Raw genomic sequence first — 16,988 nt, 5'->3', positions numbered from 1 at the left:
GTTACCTCCTTTGCGGCCAGTTTGCAGGATAAATTAGTGCTAAGTCTTGGCTTTTAAATGCACTCGCATTAAATGCGGGGGCTTGCTCAAAAGCTTGCTTTATTTGTATTAACTCTTTGTAGTGACAGCAGCCAACTACTAAAGCGTCAATTTGTGGAATAGACTTAAGAAAACCTAAGCTTGCACTTAATCTATTTAGGCTAATACTTGATAAATGTTTATCTAGTTTATAAAGGATTTTAAATTGGTGAAAATATTCAGATAACTCAGCTATATTCATTAACAGTAGGCCTTGTAAAAATACTGAGCGTACATGAATTTCAATACCTTTCTCTTTTAACTTGTTAAGTAACCCTGCCTTAATAAAGCGTTGATCTAAAATATTTGCTGGAATTTGAATTATATCTAAATCAAATTCAAGGCAAGCCTCAAGCTGTTCAGGAAAATAAAATGAAGCACCTATTTTAGTTATTTTTTTATCTTTTTTTAGCTTTTTTAATTGCAATAGAATATCTGGGTTTTTAATTAGTAAATCAGCATCATGTAACATTAAAGCATGTAGTTGAGAAACTTGAAGTTTATCAAAAGAGCAATTTAATAGCTGCTCAATGCTTTGAGCATTATTTACTTGTGGAGGTAATTTTGAAATTATTTTTGAATCTTGAGGTAAAAATGAGCCTAAGATTGTTTCTGAATTCCCATAAGCAGCAGCTGTATCAAAAGTATTTATCCCTAAGTTTAGTGCTGTTTTTAAAATTTCATGAGCTTGGTTTACGCTGACTTGGCCTAGTTGATTGCTAACACCATAATCAAGACCTAGTTGCACAGTCCCTAAAACAAGCTTCATTTTAGAATTGTTCCTAAAGTTTCAATAATATATTTTTGTTCATCAACAGTTAAGTCAGGAAAAAGCGGCAAGGATATAGCGCCTTGATAATATTTTTCAGCCATAGGTATTTCTGAAAATGTATAACCTAAAGATTGATAATAAGGCTGACTCGGAATAGGAATGTAGTGTAAGTTCACACCAATTCCTGACTTTCTTAGGGCCTCAAATACTTTTTTATGTTTTTGAGTATCTTGTAATTGAATAATAAATAAATGGTATGCACAGAGAGAGTTATTACTGACTTCTAACATATTAAGTGGTAATTTTTTTAGTTTTTCAAGATATACAGCAGCTTTTTCATTTCGAAGAGCAACAAAGTTATCTAAATTTTTTAATTGACTTAAACCCAGAGCAGCTTGAAGTTCGGTCATACGATAATTGTAGCCTAGCTCTACTTGTTGATAATACCAAGGTCCATCAGTTAGTCCTTTCATTTGGTTTATATCTCGAGTGATCCCATGACTCCGTAAGCGATCTAGTTTTTCAGCCAAACAGGTATTATTTGTTAGTGCCATACCACCTTCGGCACTCGTTATGATTTTAACTGGGTGAAAACTAAATATACTGATATCTGAATATTGGCAAGCACCAATTTTATTCCCATTGTATTCACCACCAATTGCATGACTGGCATCTTCAATAATATGAATGTTATAAGGCTCACATAGCTGTGCTATTGCTTTCATATCACAGCTTTGGCCAGCTAAATGCACAGGGATAATTACTTTGGGTAAAGTGTTATTTTGCTCAGCCAATATTAACATTTCAGCTAAATGTTCAATACTGATATTTCCAGTATTAAGATCGATATCAATAAAGTCTATTGATGCTCCACAATATAGTGCACAATTTGCTGACGCCACAAAAGAGATTGGACTTGTCCAAACAATATCACCATCACTGACACCTAAAGCCATGCATGCGATATGCAACGCTGAAGTCGCACTATTTGTAGCAAATGCATAATTCGCATTGGTATAGTGGCAAAGTGCCTGCTCAAAAGCAGGCACTTTAGGTCCTTGTGTCAGGTAGTTTGACTTGAGCGTTTCGACAACAGCTGCGATATCATCATCATTAATATTTTGACGACCGTATGGGATCATTGAACTGCCTTAGCATTAAATTCTGCTATTTCATTTAAAGCTAAATATTTAGGGTTATCTAGAGAGTTATATTCAAAACCTTCTTGTACTAAGGTTGCTTTTTCGCCAATAGCATTTACGGTAAAATCGTTGCTGCGAGAACTAAAACTTATACTAGGGGCTATGACAAAGTGATCATCGTATTCGTATGTTTGATAGGATAATTCAGAAGGACACATAACCTCATGAAGCTTTTCTCCTGGGCGAATTCCTACTTCTTTATGTGGTAAGTGGGGCGCCATAGAGCTCGCTAATTCGGTAATTTTAATTGATGGTATTTTTGGTACGAAAATTTCACCGCCTAACATACGCGCGAAGTTTGTTAAAACAAAATCAACACCATCTTGTAGGCTTATCCAAAAACGTGTCATATCTTTATGTGTAATAGGTAAATGATCCGAGCCTTGATCTATTAATTGCTGGAAAAAAGGGATCACAGATCCTCGAGAACATACAACATTGCCATAACGTACAACAGAGAAGGTTGTTTTATGGCCTCCAGCGATATTGTTTGCGGCAACAAACAGCTTATCTGAAGCTAATTTTGTTGCACCGTATAGATTGATAGGATTTGCAGCTTTATCAGTTGATAAAGCAATAACTTTTTCTACATCATTATCTAATGCTGCTTCAATAACATTTTCAGCACCATTGATATTTGTTTTTATACACTCCATGGGGTTGTATTCAGCAGCTGGAACTTGTTTTAACGCGGCTGCATGAATAACATAATCAACACCGCGCATGGCACGAATTAACCTGCTTTGATCTCTGACATCGCCAATAAAATATCGCATACAAGGTTGATTAAAAACCTGCTGCATTTCATATTGTTTTAATTCATCTCGAGAAAAAATAATAATTTTTTTAGGCTTGTATCGTTTTAATAAAGTAGCAACATATTTTTTACCAAAAGAACCAGTTCCTCCGGTAATTAAAATAATTTTATTATTAAACATGAATACACTCCTGAAAATACCATTTTAAACTATTTATATCATGCTCTTAACATGATTAATAGTATATAGAATCTATATGCTGCTAAACTGAACGATACTTTGCAATTGCTTTTGCATTCTGTTTTTTTTGAATAATTTCCTTTCCTATATTCAGTTTTTTTTCAGTTGCATAAATACTTAAATTATCGATTAAATATTTTGCTTCTTGTAGTGTTTTTTTTGATTGTGGGTATTCTTTGTTCCCACATGTTAGGTGTATATAATTATCTAATGTTTCTTGAGCTTTTATCGCTTTTTCATTTTCGCCGTTTTCAATTGCGGACTTTAATGCATTTATAAATATTTTAAGTTGTTCATGATCAAATGTTTGTAGCATGGCTTTAACCTGTAGCCGCTTGCTGAGCACTTTGCCTAACATCTTGAGGGATAGCATCCCAGCCTTCTTTTATATTTTTTATTATATTTGAAACTTCAATAATACCTTCTACGTCATTTTCAACATTTGCGTTAACTAACTTAAATTGACAATACTCATACAAAGAGGCCAAATTTTCTGATATTTCACCACCTTCATCCATGTTAAGTGCTGTTTGTAATGCCCCAATAAGAGAAATACAATTTGAAATATACAGCCCTTTTTTCTCAATATCTTTTCGCTCAATACAACCTTTAACAGCTGCGAGTTTTCCTACAATATTAACTAAAATTAATTTAACTTGTTCATATGGGGCCATATCTTGAACATTATTGATACTAACTTGGCGATATTTATTTATCGATACATGTGCCATAACACACTCCTAAAATTTCTTTAATTAACTAAAGTAAGCAAAAAAAATGCCATTTGTATTAATTTTGATTAAATCTCTTTCTAATCAGAGTATCGACTGAAATTAAAATTTCTTAAATTATATTATTAACCAGTGAAATAAAGAATGCTTTTAAATTAAAGTTATATATAAATTGGTCGATATTTATACTGGTTAGTTCTATTTTAGGTTGATAATGAGAATTACAACAAATATCTCATCGTTATTTCTACAGCGACAATTAACTGGCAGTTCAAATCAGTTAGAAAAGTCGTTACAAAAAATTTCTAGTGGACTGCGAATAAATTCAGCGGCAGATGATGCTGCGGGTTTACAAATATCAAATAGGCTCACCTCTCAAGTAAACGGTACTTTTGTTGCTATGAAAAATGCTAATGATGGTATTTCTATGGCTCAAACAGCAGATGGCGCTATGGCTGAAGTTACTAATGCTTTAAATAGAATACGAGACTTAAGTTTACAATCTGCAAATGGGACTTTAAGCAATGATGACCGAAAAGCAATTCAACAAGAGGTGTCACAATTACAAACTGAAATTGATAGAGTGAACGATACAACAACATTTGGTGGAAAAAAACTATTTGGTCCAACGGGTGGTAGGTTACTAGATATAGTTGAGAGAGACCTAGTTAAAGGAATGACTTCAACTTGGTTATTTGAGTCTGAATCTATCATTATGGATCAGTTAGGTCTCGATGGTTTAGATCGCACTCTTAAAATTGATTTAGAACATGTGGATGGCGCTGGAGGTACTGCTGCTTTTGTTAGTGCAGCAACAGCAGGGGGGGCTGCATTTAATCAAGTTATGGTAATAGATTTGGATGATTTTAATGCTTCAAATTTACCAAATGGTGATCCGGCAGGGTTAGAGCTAGATGAAGTGATACTTCACGAAATGGTACATGCGATCCAAGGGGCTAATTTTGAAGACTGGGCTAATATTCCAGCCTGGTTTAAAGAAGGGTCTGCTGAAGCGATCCGAGGAGCTGATTCAAGAGTTGCAAACGATATCGCTGCTGGAGGCGGTGGTACTGTTGGTATTGCTGCTTTATGGGTTTCTGCTCAGGCTGAAGCAGGTTCTGCTGCTGTTGTGAGTACTGCGGGAGCTTATTCAGGAGGTTATATAATTCAGCGTTATATACATAGTCAAATTGGGCAAGCCGGTATGAAAGACTTAAATGCTGAATTAGCAACAGGTGCGACTCTAGATGCTGCACTGAATACTGCATCAAATGGTACTTGGGCAAATGAAGCTGGGCTATTTACTGCTTTGGGAGCAGCTCCGGCAGCTCCATCTACTGCAGCAACAGTATTTGAAGACTTTATCAATACCAATATGGATCTGACAAATTTAGATAATGGAGCGTTTGGAGGGTTTGATGCAAATGGTTCGCAAGCACCAAGAAGAGAAAATACCATGCAAGGCTTGGGTGATGGTACAATTGGAGCAAAATCATTTTTAGAAACATTTATTTCAGGAGATGATGATAATAACGCAACAGATTTTGATTCTTCAAGCTGGGATGTAAGCGGGAATCCTAATATTGATGAAACCAGATTAGAGAACTACCAAGTTGAAATTAATGGCGGTGGTGGGCGAAATGTATCAATTCAAGTTGGTGCCGGTTCATTTGAAACAATTGATTTCAGTGTTGGTACTTTTAGCACTCAAAATTTAGGTCTCGATTATATTGATGTGGTTAATTTTCCACAGTTTGCAGTGTTTGCTGCTGACGACGCTTTAAGGATTATTGATTCTTCAAGAGCTCAGTTGGGAGCCGTGATTAATCGTTTAGGGAATACGGTAAATAATCAAGCCAATATAAATGAAAATACAACAGCAAGTCGAGGTCGTATCCGAGATACAGATTATGCAACAGAAATGACTGAGTTAACAAAAGTTCAAATTAAGCAACAAGCTGCAACAAGTTTGCTGGCTCAGGCAAATCAAATGCCTCAGTTAGCATTATCTCTTCTTCAATAGACTAAACTTAAATTTCATTTTTGCTCAATACATTAAATAAAGCTTTAAAAATAAGTTGTTCTTATTTGTCAAAAATTTGAATCTATGTCAAAAAAATGCCGCATTAACCTTGCATCATGTTTAAATCGGATTACAATCTAGTCATAATAAAATATGGCAGGTCCATCAAAAATTTTAATATTTGATGATAATCAAAGTCGTGCATTAGCATTATCAACTTCTTTACTTTTTATAGATGAAGTAAATCAGATTGTAAATGAAAAAAATTACCAAGCTCTTTGTACACCTGTTGATTGTGTAACAGCTTTTATCTTGGGTGCCAGTACTCATTTAGATCATGAAGCTGTGATCCGCGATAACCCTGAAATTCCATTTCTATTATTAGGTGAAACACTTCAACCCCTATTATCTATGGCAAATGTTATAGGCTTGATTAGCGAACCATTTAATTATGCTATTACAACTCAACTCATTCATGATTGCCAAGAATATCGCCGTTTGATCCCCAAAAGTGGAAGCTCAACTTTAGGCGCAAAACATTTTGATGGTTTAATTGGGGAAACTTCTGTAATTAAAAATATTCGCTTTCTAATTGAACAAGTTGCAATTACTAATGCAAATGTTCTCATTTTAGGAGAGTCGGGAACAGGTAAAGAAGTTGTAGCGCGAAATGTTCACTTATTATCAAAACGTTCTAAAGGTCCATTCGTACCTGTTAATTGTGGCGCTATTCCCGCAGAATTACTTGAAAGTGAACTTTTTGGTCATGAAAAAGGAGCTTTCACGGGGGCTATTTCTGCACGAAAAGGGCGGTTTGAACTTGCACAGGGAGGGACTTTATTTTTAGATGAAATCGGTGATATGCCACTTCAAATGCAAGTGAAATTACTGCGTGTGTTGCAAGAACGCACATATGAAAGAGTGGGTGGCACTAAAGCAATTTCAGCAGATGTTCGTGTCATTGCTGCGACTCACCGAAATCTAGATGAGATGATAGAATCTGGTCAATTTAGAGAAGATTTATATTATCGATTAAATGTATTCCCGATTGAAAACCCAGCCTTGAGTGAAAGAAAAGATGATATTCCTTTATTATTAAAAGAGTTAATGAAGAGAAATTGTGAGCAAGGTGGTAATACTGCAAAATTTACTGAACAAGCATTAGAAAACTTGAAAGAACACGCTTGGCCTGGAAATGTACGCGAACTTGCAAATTTAGTTGAACGCATGGTAATTATGTTTCCTGAAAAGGTCATCGATGCACAAGATTTACCAAAAAAATATCAACACTTAGAGGTAGATACTTTTATTCCTGAATATCCTGAAGAAATATTAGAGCGTCAGGCATTAAATGAAATATTTGGTAGTGGCTTTTCTGGCAATGCTGAAGATGAGGATGATCTAGAGTTTTCTCAAACTGAAGCTGTTATGGGTTTATTACCCGATGAAGGAATCGAGCTTAAAGAGTATTTGGCAGAACTTGAAGTAAGCTTGATTACTCAAGCGCTAGAGCGCCATGATTTTGTTGTTGCTAGGGCTGCTGAAATACTAGGTGTGAGGCGTACGACTTTAGTTGAAAAAATGAAAAAATATAATTTAAATAAAGATTAGTTTTGATCAAAAATGTTTGCAGTTTCATTTACAAGCCTAATTCTTTATAACTATCTAGAACTTGAGCTCTTCGGTGGCAATTTAAACTGTGATCATTAACCATTCCACAGGCTTGCATATGTGCATATACAGTTGTAGGCCCTAAAAATTTAAATCCTCGTTTCTTTAAATCCTTTGCAAAAATTTCAGATTCTTTGCTGGTAGATACATAATCACCAGCTGTTTTAATTGTACTAACTATGGGCTTGCCATTTACAAATTGCCATTGGTATTTAGCAAAACTACCAAATTCTTTTTGTATTTCTAAAAATTTAGCAGCATTATTTATTGTTGCTCTAATTTTTAACTTATTACGAATTATCCCTGAATTACCTAATAATTCTAATACTTTTTTATCATCATAAAGTGATATTTTATTTGGGTTGAAATTATCAAATGCCAGACGATAGTTATCTCTTTTCATTAAAATTGTATACCAACTTAAACCTGCCTGTGCTGATTCAAGTGTGATAAATTCAAATAGTTTTTGATCATCAAATAATGGTACTCCCCACTCCTCATCATGGTAATGAACATAATCGGGTTTAGTCATATCAAGCCAAGGGCAGTATTCACACATTTAAAATTTCTCAGTTATAGATTTATTTAATACATTAACATAGCAATTCTATATTTAAAATATGCACTAGTCACTTTATTGACATACAAGTTGATCTTTAAGTGGTTGATATTTAGTTTTATTTTTATGGCACGATCTCTGCTTTATCCAAGGTAGTTTTTATTTGTTAGGTTTGGAAGTTATGGCTCTTGCTCAAGTATTTCAAAATGATTATTCATCAGCTCAATATAACCCTTGTTTAATGCAGGAGTCGTATGTTGGCGAGTTAAATGAATTAAGACAACAATCAAGTTGGCTTAATCATTTGGTAGATACCTTGCCAGCAGGCGTTATTGTTCTTGATGGAAGAGGGATGATTGCTAGAGCAAATCAAATTGCAATAGATATGCTTGGTGAACCCTTAAAGGGAGAGAAATGGCTATCTATTATCCAAAGATCATTTTGTCCTAAACAAGATGATGGTCATGAAGTCTCACTTAAAGACGGTCGACGTGTGAAACTTAATATTTCACCTTTGTCTCCTGAGCCCGGTCAATTAATTTTAATGACAGACCTAACAGAAACACGCTTATTACAAGAACGATTAGCACATATGCAACGTTTAGGTGCTTTAGGTAAAATGGTTGCTTCATTAGCACATCAGGTTCGAACCCCATTATCTGCTGCCATGTTATATGCGGATCATTTAGGTAATCAAAATCTTCAAGCACATTCAAGAGATAAATTTCATCTTAAGCTAATGTCTCGATTGCAAGATCTTGAAACACAAGTAAATGACATGTTGCTTTTTGCTAAAAGTGGAGAGCAGCAAGTTGTTGAAAAAGTTTCTATGCAACAACTTTTGACGGAAGTAAAAGCAAGTTCGGAAGCGATGGTTTTACAGCACCAAGGTCAATTGTGTATTGAGTTACCTGAACCAGATATTGAGATCACGGGGAATAAAACGGCTTTAGCGAGTGCGATTGCAAATTTAATTCACAATAGTATTCAGGTAAAAGGCCAAGGCGCAAAAATTATTTTATCAGCAAAAAGAGATGAATTAGAGGCTGATATGGTTTGTATTTGCGTATCTGATAATGGTCCGGGCGTACCAAAAGAATTAATGAGCAAAATATTTGAGCCATTCTTTACAACAAAAAGTCAGGGAACAGGCTTAGGTTTAGCTGTTGTTAATGCTGTAGCTGCGAGTCATCAAGGTAAAGTGAGTTTGATGCAAGATCAAATTGAAGGTGCTGCATTTAACATTCACTTACCTATTTTTTCAATTCAAACTGCGATGAAAAATCCCATAAAGGATGATTCGTGACAGAGAGTAAAACCATACAAAATGAGTTTGGTGTGGGCTTTAGTAAAAGATCTTTTAGGGTCTATTTTATTTGTCAAAACTTATCAATTTTAATGCCGTCCGTTGTTAATTATTCGGTATTGGAGGGAGCATGAACGAAAATAAAATTTTAGTGGTTGAGGATGATGCTGGTTTACGTGAAGCATTAATTGATACGCTTCAATTAGCTGGTATTGACTGCATTGAGGCTAATAGTGCTGAGCAAGCAATTATGTTACTTAAAAAGGAAAAAGTTTCCTTAGTCGTAAGTGATGTTCAAATGGGTGGGTTATCAGGAATTGACCTTCTCAAAAGTATTAAATTAAATCAGCCTGACTTACCAGTACTAATGATGACTGCTTATGCAACGATAGATGATGCCGTAGAGGCGATGCGCTTAGGTGCGATCGATTATATGGCTAAGCCATTTGCCCCTCAAGTTCTTTTGAATATGGTTAGCCGTTATCTTCCTGAAAAGGAAAAAGAAACAGATGGTCCTATTGTTGCTGATAGTCAAAGCCTTGCTTTACTTGAATTGGCGCAAAAAGTTGCAAAATCACAAGCAAGTGTCATGGTATTAGGACCTAGTGGTTCTGGAAAAGAAGTACTTGCAAGATATATACATGATCATTCAGAACGTACCGAATCTGCTTTTGTGGCAATTAATTGTGCTGCTATACCTGAAAATATGTTAGAAGCAACATTATTTGGTTATGAAAAAGGTGCATTTACAGGGGCTATTGCAGCTTGTCCTGGTAAATTTGAGCAAGCACAAAAAGGCACTATATTACTTGATGAAATTACTGAAATGGATTTGAGTCTGCAAGCTAAGTTATTAAGAGTGTTACAAGAGCGAGAAGTTGAAAGGCTGGGTAGTCGCAAAACAATTAAACTAGATGTGCGAGTGTTAGCAACCAGTAACAGAGATTTAAAACTAGCAGTGTCTGAAGGGAAGTTTAGAGAAGATTTATATTATCGTTTAAATGTATTTCCTCTACAGTGGTTGCCTTTAAAAGAAAGAGCTGGTGATATTTTGCCATTAGCCGAACATTTAATTGAGCGACATTGTGAAAGAGCCGGACAAGTAAAGCCTGAGTTAACGGATTCTGCTAAACAGAAGTTATATCAACATAGTTGGCCTGGAAATGTACGAGAATTGGATAATGTTATTCAGCGCGCTTTAATTTTGCAAGTGAGCGATGTAATAGATGAAAGTGAAATATTTCTTGAATTATTGCAACCAACGACACACGAAACTTTACACAAAAATGACTCTTCACCTATAACAGATGACATAGTGACTATTTCACAAAATTTAAATTCCGTTTCTAGTGAGACAAGTTTTAAAGATGAATTAAAAGATCAAGAAAATAAGATTATTTTAGAAACATTAGAATCTTGTCATGGCCGCCGAAAAGATGTTGCTGAAAAACTAGGAATTAGCCCTAGAACTCTACGCTATAAATTAGCAAAAATGAGAGATTTAGGAATACAAGTACCAGCATAAATATAAAGTGGGTAATGCTTTGCTTTACCCACTTTATTTAGTCCTACCAAATATTAACACCTTATTTAATAAATATTCTCACCTATAAAATAATGTACAGTCAAAACAATGACATTAAATTAAAGCATTAAAAAAAACCGTAACAGGTTGAAATTAATAGTAAATAAAATGTGGCAAATAAATTGCATTCATAACTTTAAGTGATTATAAATTATGGAAAAACAATGAAAATACCAGCTAATTCTATATTCCAAGAAATGCAATTAATGTCGGTTGAAGCTGGCACTAAAACGCAAAACCAATTACCTATACAAGGGGCGTCAAGCACAGAGTTTGGTAATTTATTACAAAGTGCGATTGATAATGTTGCAGGTTTACAAAGAGATGCCGCTAGTAAAGTAACAGCAGTTGAAATGGGAGACCGACGCGTTTCTCTTGCTGAAGCAATGATTGCATCGCAAAAATCATCGGTTGCATTTGAAGCTACAGTTCAAGTACGTAATAAGCTTGTTGAAGCATATAAAGATATCATGAATATGCCAGTCTAAGCTTTTGTGATACAAAAATTATTTTAAATGCGAAAGCATTTATGAAAGAGTTAAATATAAAATATCATGAATATGGCCAAAATAGGCTGATGGAGTTATTTTGTGACCCAAGGTAATCAAAGCACAGATCTTTCAATCCCAGATGCAGGCGGCACTTTAGATGCTGGTGGCATGAATGAAATGGGACAAGAGCAAAAATCAGGTTTTTTAAGTGCACTGAGTGGTGTTGATGTTTTACGTCAAGCCACTTTGATAATTGCACTTACTATCTGTTTAGCCATTGCTGTTTTTATCATTATTTGGGCACGTCAACCTGATATGCGTCCATTGGGTAAAATGCCAACGGATGAACTTATTCAAACGTTAGATTTCTTAGATGCACAAAAAATTGAATATAAACTTGATGGTAATATTGTTTTAGTTCCTGAAACTGATTATCAAACCATTAAGTTATTAATGAAACGCGAAGGCTTAGAGCAAAGTCCTAATTCTGGTACAGATATTCTGATGCAAGATATGGGGTTTGGTGTTAGTCAAAGGTTAGAAAGAGAGCGTTTAAAACATGGCAGAGAGCAACAATTAGCAAGAACAATAGAAGAATTAAGAAATATTAATCGCGCTAAGGTCTTATTAGCAATACCAAAAGAAAACGTATTTGCCAGACGAGAGAAAAAACCATCCGCAACGATTGTATTAACTTTAAAGCGAGGTCGTATTTTACGAGGTGAAGAAGTTGATGCTATTGTTGATATTATTGCTTCGGCTGTTCAAGGTTTGGAGCCATCACGGGTCACGGTAACTGATCAAAATGGACGATTACTAAACTCAGGTTCACAAGACTCGTTAGCGTCACGTTCACGTAAAGAATATGATATTGAACGTAAACGTGAAGAAGTTTATTTAGAAAAAATTGATACAATTTTAATTCCTGTTGTTGGTTTGGGCAGTTATACAGCACAAGTAGATTTAGTCATGGATTTTAGTTCAGTGGAAGAAACTCAAAAACGTTACAACCCTGATTTACCCGCTATTCGAAGTGAAATGACCGTAGAAGAAAATAATATAGGGGGATTGGCTGTAGGTATTCCTGGTGCATTATCAAATCAACCTCCTGCTAATTCAAGCATTCCAGAAAAAACAGGTGAGGGGGCTCAATCTACCAGTGCACCGAGTAGAAATCATAAAGAGGCGACTCGTAATTATGAGCTAGATACAACAATTTCTCATAAGCGCCAACAAACAGGCGTCATTCGTAGAATTAGCGTTGCAGTTGACTATAAATCAGCTACAAATGCAGAAGGGGCAACATCACAAGTGCCTCGCTCTCAGCAAGAGCTCGCAAATATCCGACGGTTATTGCAAGGTGGTGTTGGTTTTAACATGCAACGAGGTGATGTATTAGAAGTTGTAACTGTACCTTTTGTAAAAGCTGCATCGTCAGAAATTGTGGAAGTTCCTATGTGGGAGCAAGCATGGTTTATAAAAGTTGTTCGTTTAGGCTTAGGTGCTTTAGTTATAATTGTTTTAATTATGGCGGTTGTTCGTCCTATGTTGAAGAAACTTATTAACCCAAGTGATACACTTGAGGAATATGATGAAGACTCTCTAAGTTCAGGTGTAGATTTAGGCGATAGTACACTCGATATGTTATCGCAAGATTTTGATGAAGCTTCGGTTGGTTTCTCACCGGATGGTACTTTACAATTACCAGATTTACATGGTGATGACGATTTATTAAAAGCGATAAGAGCCTTGGTTGCAAATGAGCCTGAATTATCCTCTCAAGTAGTTAAAGCGTGGTTAACTGAAGATGACTGATGAACAAATACCAGAAACAACACAGGGATTTGATGTTGATAAACTGGATGGTGTAGAAAAAGCATCCATTTTATTATTAAGCCTTTCAGAAGAAGATGCGGCACAAATTCTAAAAAACTTAGAACCAAAACAAGTTCAAAAAGTTGGTATGTCAATGGCAGCTCTAACTGACTTAAGCCAAGACAAAATTAGTGCTGTGCATAAATTGTTTATAGATCAAATACAGAGCTTTAGTAACATTGGTTTTCAGTCTGAAGACTTTATTAAAAAAGCTCTTACTGCTGCATTGGGTGAAGAAAAAGCTGCAAATATTATAGATCAAATTATTTTAGGTTCAGGTGCTAAAGGACTTGATTCACTAAAATGGATGGACTCTAAACAAGTTGCAAATATTATAAGAAATGAACATCCACAAATTCAAACTATTGTATTGTCATATTTAGATCCTGAACAATCGGCTGAAATAATCGCTCAATTTCCTGAGAAAGTGCGTTTAGATCTAACGATGCGAATTGCAAATTTAGAAGAAGTTCAGCCTGCGGCATTACAAGAATTGAATGAAATAATGGAAAAACAATTTGCCGGGCAAGCGGGCGCTCAGGCTGCAAAAATGGGTGGTTTAAAAGCAGCAGCAGACATAATGAATTATCTTGAAACTAATATTGAAGGCCAACTAATGGATTCAATCAGGGAGCATGATGAAGATATGTCACAACAAATACAGGATTTAATGTTTGTATTCGATAATTTAATTGATGTAGATGATCGTGGTATTCAGGCTATTTTACGAGATGTTCAGCAAGATGTATTGATGAAGGCAATTAAAGGTGCGGATGAAGGCCTTAAAGATAAAATTCTTAAAAATATGTCAAAACGTGCCGCAGATATGTTAGCTGATGATTTAGAGGCCATGGGTCCTGTTCGTATTAGTGAAGTTGAAGGTGCACAAAAAGAAATCTTAGCAGTGTCTCGCAGGCTTGCTGATGCCGGGGAAATTATGCTTGGCGGCGGCGGCGGCGAAGAGTTCTTGTAAGTTTAAACTTTAGGCGAGGAGCCAAAAAGCTAAATGAAGTTAGGTAAATATCGTAATGGTCAACCAATTCAGTCAGAAGAAGCCGTTAGCGAGCTGTTAAAATACTGGAGTGCGCCAGAAGTGACTGATGAAAAGAAGAAAGAACTGTATTCTGGTCGTTCAACAGCTATGGGTACACCATTAGAAGACCTATATAACCCACCCGTACCAGATGAAGCTGATGAAGTAGAATTAAATGAAGCGGAGCAAGAGGTTGCTCCCATGACTTTGCAAGAGCTGGAAGCAATTCGTCAAGATGCATATGAAGAAGGATTTAACCAAGGTAAGGAAGAGGGTTATCCCGTTGGACTGGAGGAAGGAAAAACACAAGGGATCCAAACGGGTTTTGAAGATGGACTAACGCAAGGAAAAGAACAAGGATTAGAACTTGCACAGCCTTTAATTGATGAAAAGTTGCAATCATTAAGTAGTTTATTTGAAGCATTAAATACACCTTTGCGTCATTATGATGATGCGGCTGAGAAGCAACTTGTAGCATTAGCAACTATGCTGGCTCAAGCCGTTATTTATACGGAAGTTAAAACAAATGACAAAGTTATTTTATCTACCTTAAAACAATGTATGGATGCATTGCCTTTGTCTCATCAAAAATGTGAAATCCAGCTTCACCCTGATGATCTGGATATTATAATTAGTAGTTATGGTCAGGAAGAGTTAGACGATAGGGGATGGCGATTAAAGTCAGAACCTAGTTTAGAGCGTGGCGGGTGTATTATAAACTCAAATAACTCTTCAATTGATTTTTCTTTACAAAATAGAGTGTCAGATACTTTAAATAGTTTTTTACATTCTAGCGGGATCGATAAACTCGATCCAAATGAAGATTAGGTTGGTTTTGTAAATGCAATCAATAGATTTAGCAGACAAATTTTCATCATATAAAAAGAATATTCAAAAGATACCGCCAGCCATTGCAGGGAGTTTAACCAGAGTCGTTGGGCTAACTTTAGAAGCACAAGGTGTTAAAGCACCGATAGGGAGTCAGTGTCAAATAGAAACATTAAATGGGATGGTTGATGCCGAAGTAATTGGGTTTAACGGTGATACGCTTTATTTGATGCCTAATGATGCAATTTCAGGTATGTTGCCTGGCGCTCGTGTAATCCCACAAGTAAAAGATATGGGTTTACCTGTTGGAATGGGATTGTTAGGGAGAGTCGTTGATGGTTTAGGCCGTCCCCTCGATGGCTTAGGACCAATTGCTTGTGAAAAAAAGCTAAAGTTTGCTCAAAATCAAATAAACCCATTATCAAGGCGATCGATTACACAACCTATGGACGTTGGGGTGAGAGCTATTAACTCAGTTATCACGGTTGGACAAGGTCAAAGAATGGGGTTGTTTGCAGGTAGTGGTGTGGGTAAATCCGTATTGCTTGGTATGATGACCAGAGGTTCTATCGCAGATGTAACTGTCGTCGGTTTAGTGGGAGAGCGCGGACGAGAAGTCAAAGAGTTTATAGAAGAAATACTTGGCGATGAAGGTCGAAAACGTTCTGTCGTTGTTGCCGCACCAGCGGATTCTTCGCCTTTAATGAGGTTGAAAGGCTGTGAAACGGCAGTAACAATTGCTGAATATTTTCGAGATCAAGGCCTAAATGTTTTACTACTATTAGATTCAGTAACACGTTATGCGATGGCACAAAGAGAGATTGCCTTGGCTGTGGGTGAGCCTCCAGCTACAAAAGGATACCCACCTTCAGTATTTGCAAAGTTACCCGCACTGGTTGAACGCGCTGGCAATGGTGGTGAAGGTCAGGGGGCTATAACTGCATTTTTCACTGTATTATCGGAAGGTGATGATATGCAAGATCCTATCGCTGATGCCGCTCGTGCAATTTTAGATGGTCATATAGTACTGTCTAGAGAACTTGCTGATGGAGGTCACTATCCTGCTATTGATATTGAAAAATCAATTAGTCGGGTTATGCCACAGGTTGTATCTGATGCGCATATGCAGCAAGCAAGAGTATTAAAACAAGTTTATTCTATGTACCAACAAAACAAAGATATGATCACCTTGGGAGCTTACCAACAAGGAACAGATCAATTATTAGATAAGGCCATCTCTATGATGCCAGCTGTAAATCAATTTCTCCAGCAGGGAATGTCAGATGTCATCCCATATGATGAAGGTCTACAAGGTTTGGCAAAATTATTAGGTCAGACTTAAATTACTAAGGTAATTACATGGCATTAAAACAATTAGAACTAGTTTTAAAAATAACCAATGATAAAGAAGAAAAGCTGCGTATGGAATATTTGAAATCGCAGCAATACCTTATTGAAAATAGAGAAAAGCTAACTGGGTTATCTGAGTTTCGTTTTGATTATATGAAACAGTTGCAACTCAAAGGTGAGGCCGGATTATCTGGAGCTAATTATAGTCATTTTCAATCGTTTATTACTAAAATTGAAAACGCAATGGATCAGCAAGTTCAGGTGATTAATACCGCTAAGCAAGTTGTTGCCCAAAGGCAGGAAATTTGGCTTGAACAACAGATGAAAGCTAAAGCAATTGAAAAGTTAATTGCCAAAAAACAAGCATTAAAAACTGCAAAATTGAATAAAGCTGAACAAATTGATTTAGATGAACTCACGACAAATCAGTTTATTCAACGTCAAAGACAACTATAAAGCCACTTCTAGTTATTTTTTATATCCAAG

The 16,988-nt window shown here is 36.0% G+C and carries 16 protein-coding genes; 10 read left to right on the top strand and 6 right to left on the bottom strand.

What is annotated here, in order from left to right:
- Position 1: 1 nt before the first annotated feature.
- The 5 genes from BM088_RS06125 to fliS form a co-directional block, all read right to left on the bottom strand.
- Positions 2-847 carry an aldo/keto reductase gene (locus BM088_RS06125; RefSeq protein WP_091981634.1) on the bottom strand — a complete coding sequence of 282 codons (846 nt, stop codon included), beginning with the start codon at positions 845-847 and terminating at the stop codon, positions 2-4.
- Positions 844-1,992: a UDP-4-amino-4,6-dideoxy-N-acetyl-beta-L-altrosamine transaminase gene (pseC, locus tag BM088_RS06120; RefSeq protein WP_091981631.1), complete on the bottom strand. Its 1,149-nt coding sequence runs from the start codon at positions 1,990-1,992 to the stop codon at positions 844-846. The genes BM088_RS06125 and pseC overlap by 4 nt, the downstream gene beginning before the upstream one ends.
- Positions 1,989-2,990, bottom strand: a complete 1,002-nt coding sequence (pseB, locus tag BM088_RS06115) for a UDP-N-acetylglucosamine 4,6-dehydratase (inverting) (RefSeq protein WP_091981628.1) — start codon at positions 2,988-2,990, stop codon at positions 1,989-1,991. Before pseB ends, pseC begins: the two co-directional genes overlap by 4 nt.
- Positions 2,991-3,072: 82 nt before the next feature.
- Positions 3,073-3,366 (bottom strand): hypothetical protein, encoded by a 294-nt coding sequence (locus BM088_RS06110; RefSeq protein ID WP_091981624.1) that lies wholly within the window; start codon positions 3,364-3,366, stop codon positions 3,073-3,075.
- A gap of 4 nt (positions 3,367-3,370) precedes the next feature.
- A complete protein-coding gene (fliS, locus tag BM088_RS06105) occupies positions 3,371-3,781 on the bottom strand; it encodes a flagellar export chaperone FliS (RefSeq protein WP_091981620.1) in 411 nt (136 codons plus the stop codon).
- A gap of 214 nt (positions 3,782-3,995) precedes the next feature.
- Between fliS and BM088_RS06100 the strand changes: the two genes are divergently transcribed.
- Positions 3,996-5,804, top strand: a complete 1,809-nt coding sequence (locus BM088_RS06100; RefSeq protein WP_177207962.1) for a flagellinolysin — start codon at positions 3,996-3,998, stop codon at positions 5,802-5,804.
- 153 nt (positions 5,805-5,957) lie between these two features.
- Positions 5,958-7,415, top strand: a complete 1,458-nt coding sequence (locus BM088_RS06095; RefSeq protein WP_091981613.1) for a sigma-54 dependent transcriptional regulator — start codon at positions 5,958-5,960, stop codon at positions 7,413-7,415.
- A 28-nt stretch (positions 7,416-7,443) separates the two neighbouring features.
- Here BM088_RS06095 and BM088_RS06090 read toward each other — a convergent pair whose 3' ends face one another.
- Entirely contained in the window at positions 7,444-8,034 is a 591-nt protein-coding gene (locus BM088_RS06090) for a DNA-3-methyladenine glycosylase I (protein WP_091981608.1), read from the bottom strand.
- A gap of 181 nt (positions 8,035-8,215) precedes the next feature.
- Between BM088_RS06090 and BM088_RS06085 the strand changes: the two genes are divergently transcribed.
- The 8 genes from BM088_RS06085 (at position 8,216) to fliJ (ending at position 16,958) form a co-directional block, all read left to right on the top strand.
- Positions 8,216-9,340 carry a sensor histidine kinase gene (locus tag BM088_RS06085; RefSeq protein ID WP_091981918.1) on the top strand — a complete coding sequence of 375 codons (1,125 nt, stop codon included), beginning with the start codon at positions 8,216-8,218 and terminating at the stop codon, positions 9,338-9,340.
- Positions 9,341-9,470: 130 nt separating this feature from the next.
- Positions 9,471-10,865, top strand: coding sequence for a sigma-54-dependent transcriptional regulator (locus tag BM088_RS06080; RefSeq protein ID WP_091981605.1), 1,395 nt, complete (start codon positions 9,471-9,473; stop codon positions 10,863-10,865).
- Between the two features lie 224 nt (positions 10,866-11,089).
- Positions 11,090-11,413, top strand: a complete 324-nt coding sequence (fliE, locus tag BM088_RS06075; protein ID WP_091981600.1) for a flagellar hook-basal body complex protein FliE — start codon at positions 11,090-11,092, stop codon at positions 11,411-11,413.
- Between the two features lie 102 nt (positions 11,414-11,515).
- On the top strand, positions 11,516-13,231 hold the full coding sequence (gene fliF, locus BM088_RS06070; protein WP_091981596.1) for a flagellar basal-body MS-ring/collar protein FliF: 1,716 nt from the start codon (positions 11,516-11,518) through the stop codon (positions 13,229-13,231).
- On the top strand, positions 13,224-14,264 hold the full coding sequence (gene fliG / locus BM088_RS06065; RefSeq protein ID WP_091981593.1) for a flagellar motor switch protein FliG: 1,041 nt from the start codon (positions 13,224-13,226) through the stop codon (positions 14,262-14,264). The genes fliF and fliG overlap by 8 nt, the downstream gene beginning before the upstream one ends.
- 33 nt (positions 14,265-14,297) lie before the next feature.
- Positions 14,298-15,152, top strand: coding sequence for a flagellar assembly protein FliH (fliH, locus tag BM088_RS06060; RefSeq protein WP_091981590.1), 855 nt, complete (start codon positions 14,298-14,300; stop codon positions 15,150-15,152).
- A gap of 13 nt (positions 15,153-15,165) precedes the next feature.
- Complete coding sequence (gene fliI / locus BM088_RS06055) at positions 15,166-16,494, top strand: flagellar protein export ATPase FliI (RefSeq protein WP_091981586.1); 1,329 nt, start codon at positions 15,166-15,168, stop codon at positions 16,492-16,494.
- Positions 16,495-16,511: 17 nt separating this feature from the next.
- Positions 16,512-16,958, top strand: a complete 447-nt coding sequence (gene fliJ / locus BM088_RS06050) for a flagellar export protein FliJ (RefSeq protein WP_091981583.1) — start codon at positions 16,512-16,514, stop codon at positions 16,956-16,958.
- Positions 16,959-16,988: the final 30 nt, after the last annotated feature.

Origin of the sequence: Pseudoalteromonas denitrificans DSM 6059 (assembly GCF_900112265.1) — a bacterium.
Classification (GTDB): domain Bacteria; phylum Pseudomonadota; class Gammaproteobacteria; order Enterobacterales; family Alteromonadaceae; genus Pseudoalteromonas; species Pseudoalteromonas denitrificans.
This window is presented reverse-complemented; position numbering and strand designations above follow the sequence as displayed.

What these genes read in the sequence shown, in the direction of transcription:
- BM088_RS06125 (WP_091981634.1), bottom strand. Translation starts at nt 847, where the DNA reads ATGAAGCTTGTTTTAGGGACTGTGCAACTAGGTCTTGATTATGGTGTT.
- pseC (WP_091981631.1), bottom strand. Translation starts at nt 1,992, where the DNA reads ATGATCCCATACGGTCGTCAAAATATTAATGATGATGATATCGCAGCT.
- pseB (WP_091981628.1), bottom strand. Translation starts at nt 2,990, where the DNA reads ATGTTTAATAATAAAATTATTTTAATTACCGGAGGAACTGGTTCTTTT.
- BM088_RS06110 (WP_091981624.1), bottom strand. Translation starts at nt 3,366, where the DNA reads ATGCTACAAACATTTGATCATGAACAACTTAAAATATTTATAAATGCA.
- fliS (WP_091981620.1), bottom strand. Translation starts at nt 3,781, where the DNA reads ATGGCACATGTATCGATAAATAAATATCGCCAAGTTAGTATCAATAAT.
- BM088_RS06100 (WP_177207962.1), top strand. Translation starts at nt 3,996, where the DNA reads ATGAGAATTACAACAAATATCTCATCGTTATTTCTACAGCGACAATTA.
- BM088_RS06095 (WP_091981613.1), top strand. Translation starts at nt 5,958, where the DNA reads ATGGCAGGTCCATCAAAAATTTTAATATTTGATGATAATCAAAGTCGT.
- BM088_RS06090 (WP_091981608.1), bottom strand. Translation starts at nt 8,034, where the DNA reads ATGTGTGAATACTGCCCTTGGCTTGATATGACTAAACCCGATTATGTT.
- BM088_RS06085 (WP_091981918.1), top strand. Translation starts at nt 8,216, where the DNA reads ATGGCTCTTGCTCAAGTATTTCAAAATGATTATTCATCAGCTCAATAT.
- BM088_RS06080 (WP_091981605.1), top strand. Translation starts at nt 9,471, where the DNA reads ATGAACGAAAATAAAATTTTAGTGGTTGAGGATGATGCTGGTTTACGT.
- fliE (WP_091981600.1), top strand. Translation starts at nt 11,090, where the DNA reads ATGAAAATACCAGCTAATTCTATATTCCAAGAAATGCAATTAATGTCG.
- fliG (WP_091981593.1), top strand. Translation starts at nt 13,224, where the DNA reads ATGACTGATGAACAAATACCAGAAACAACACAGGGATTTGATGTTGAT.
- fliH (WP_091981590.1), top strand. Translation starts at nt 14,298, where the DNA reads ATGAAGTTAGGTAAATATCGTAATGGTCAACCAATTCAGTCAGAAGAA.
- fliI (WP_091981586.1), top strand. Translation starts at nt 15,166, where the DNA reads ATGCAATCAATAGATTTAGCAGACAAATTTTCATCATATAAAAAGAAT.
- fliJ (WP_091981583.1), top strand. Translation starts at nt 16,512, where the DNA reads ATGGCATTAAAACAATTAGAACTAGTTTTAAAAATAACCAATGATAAA.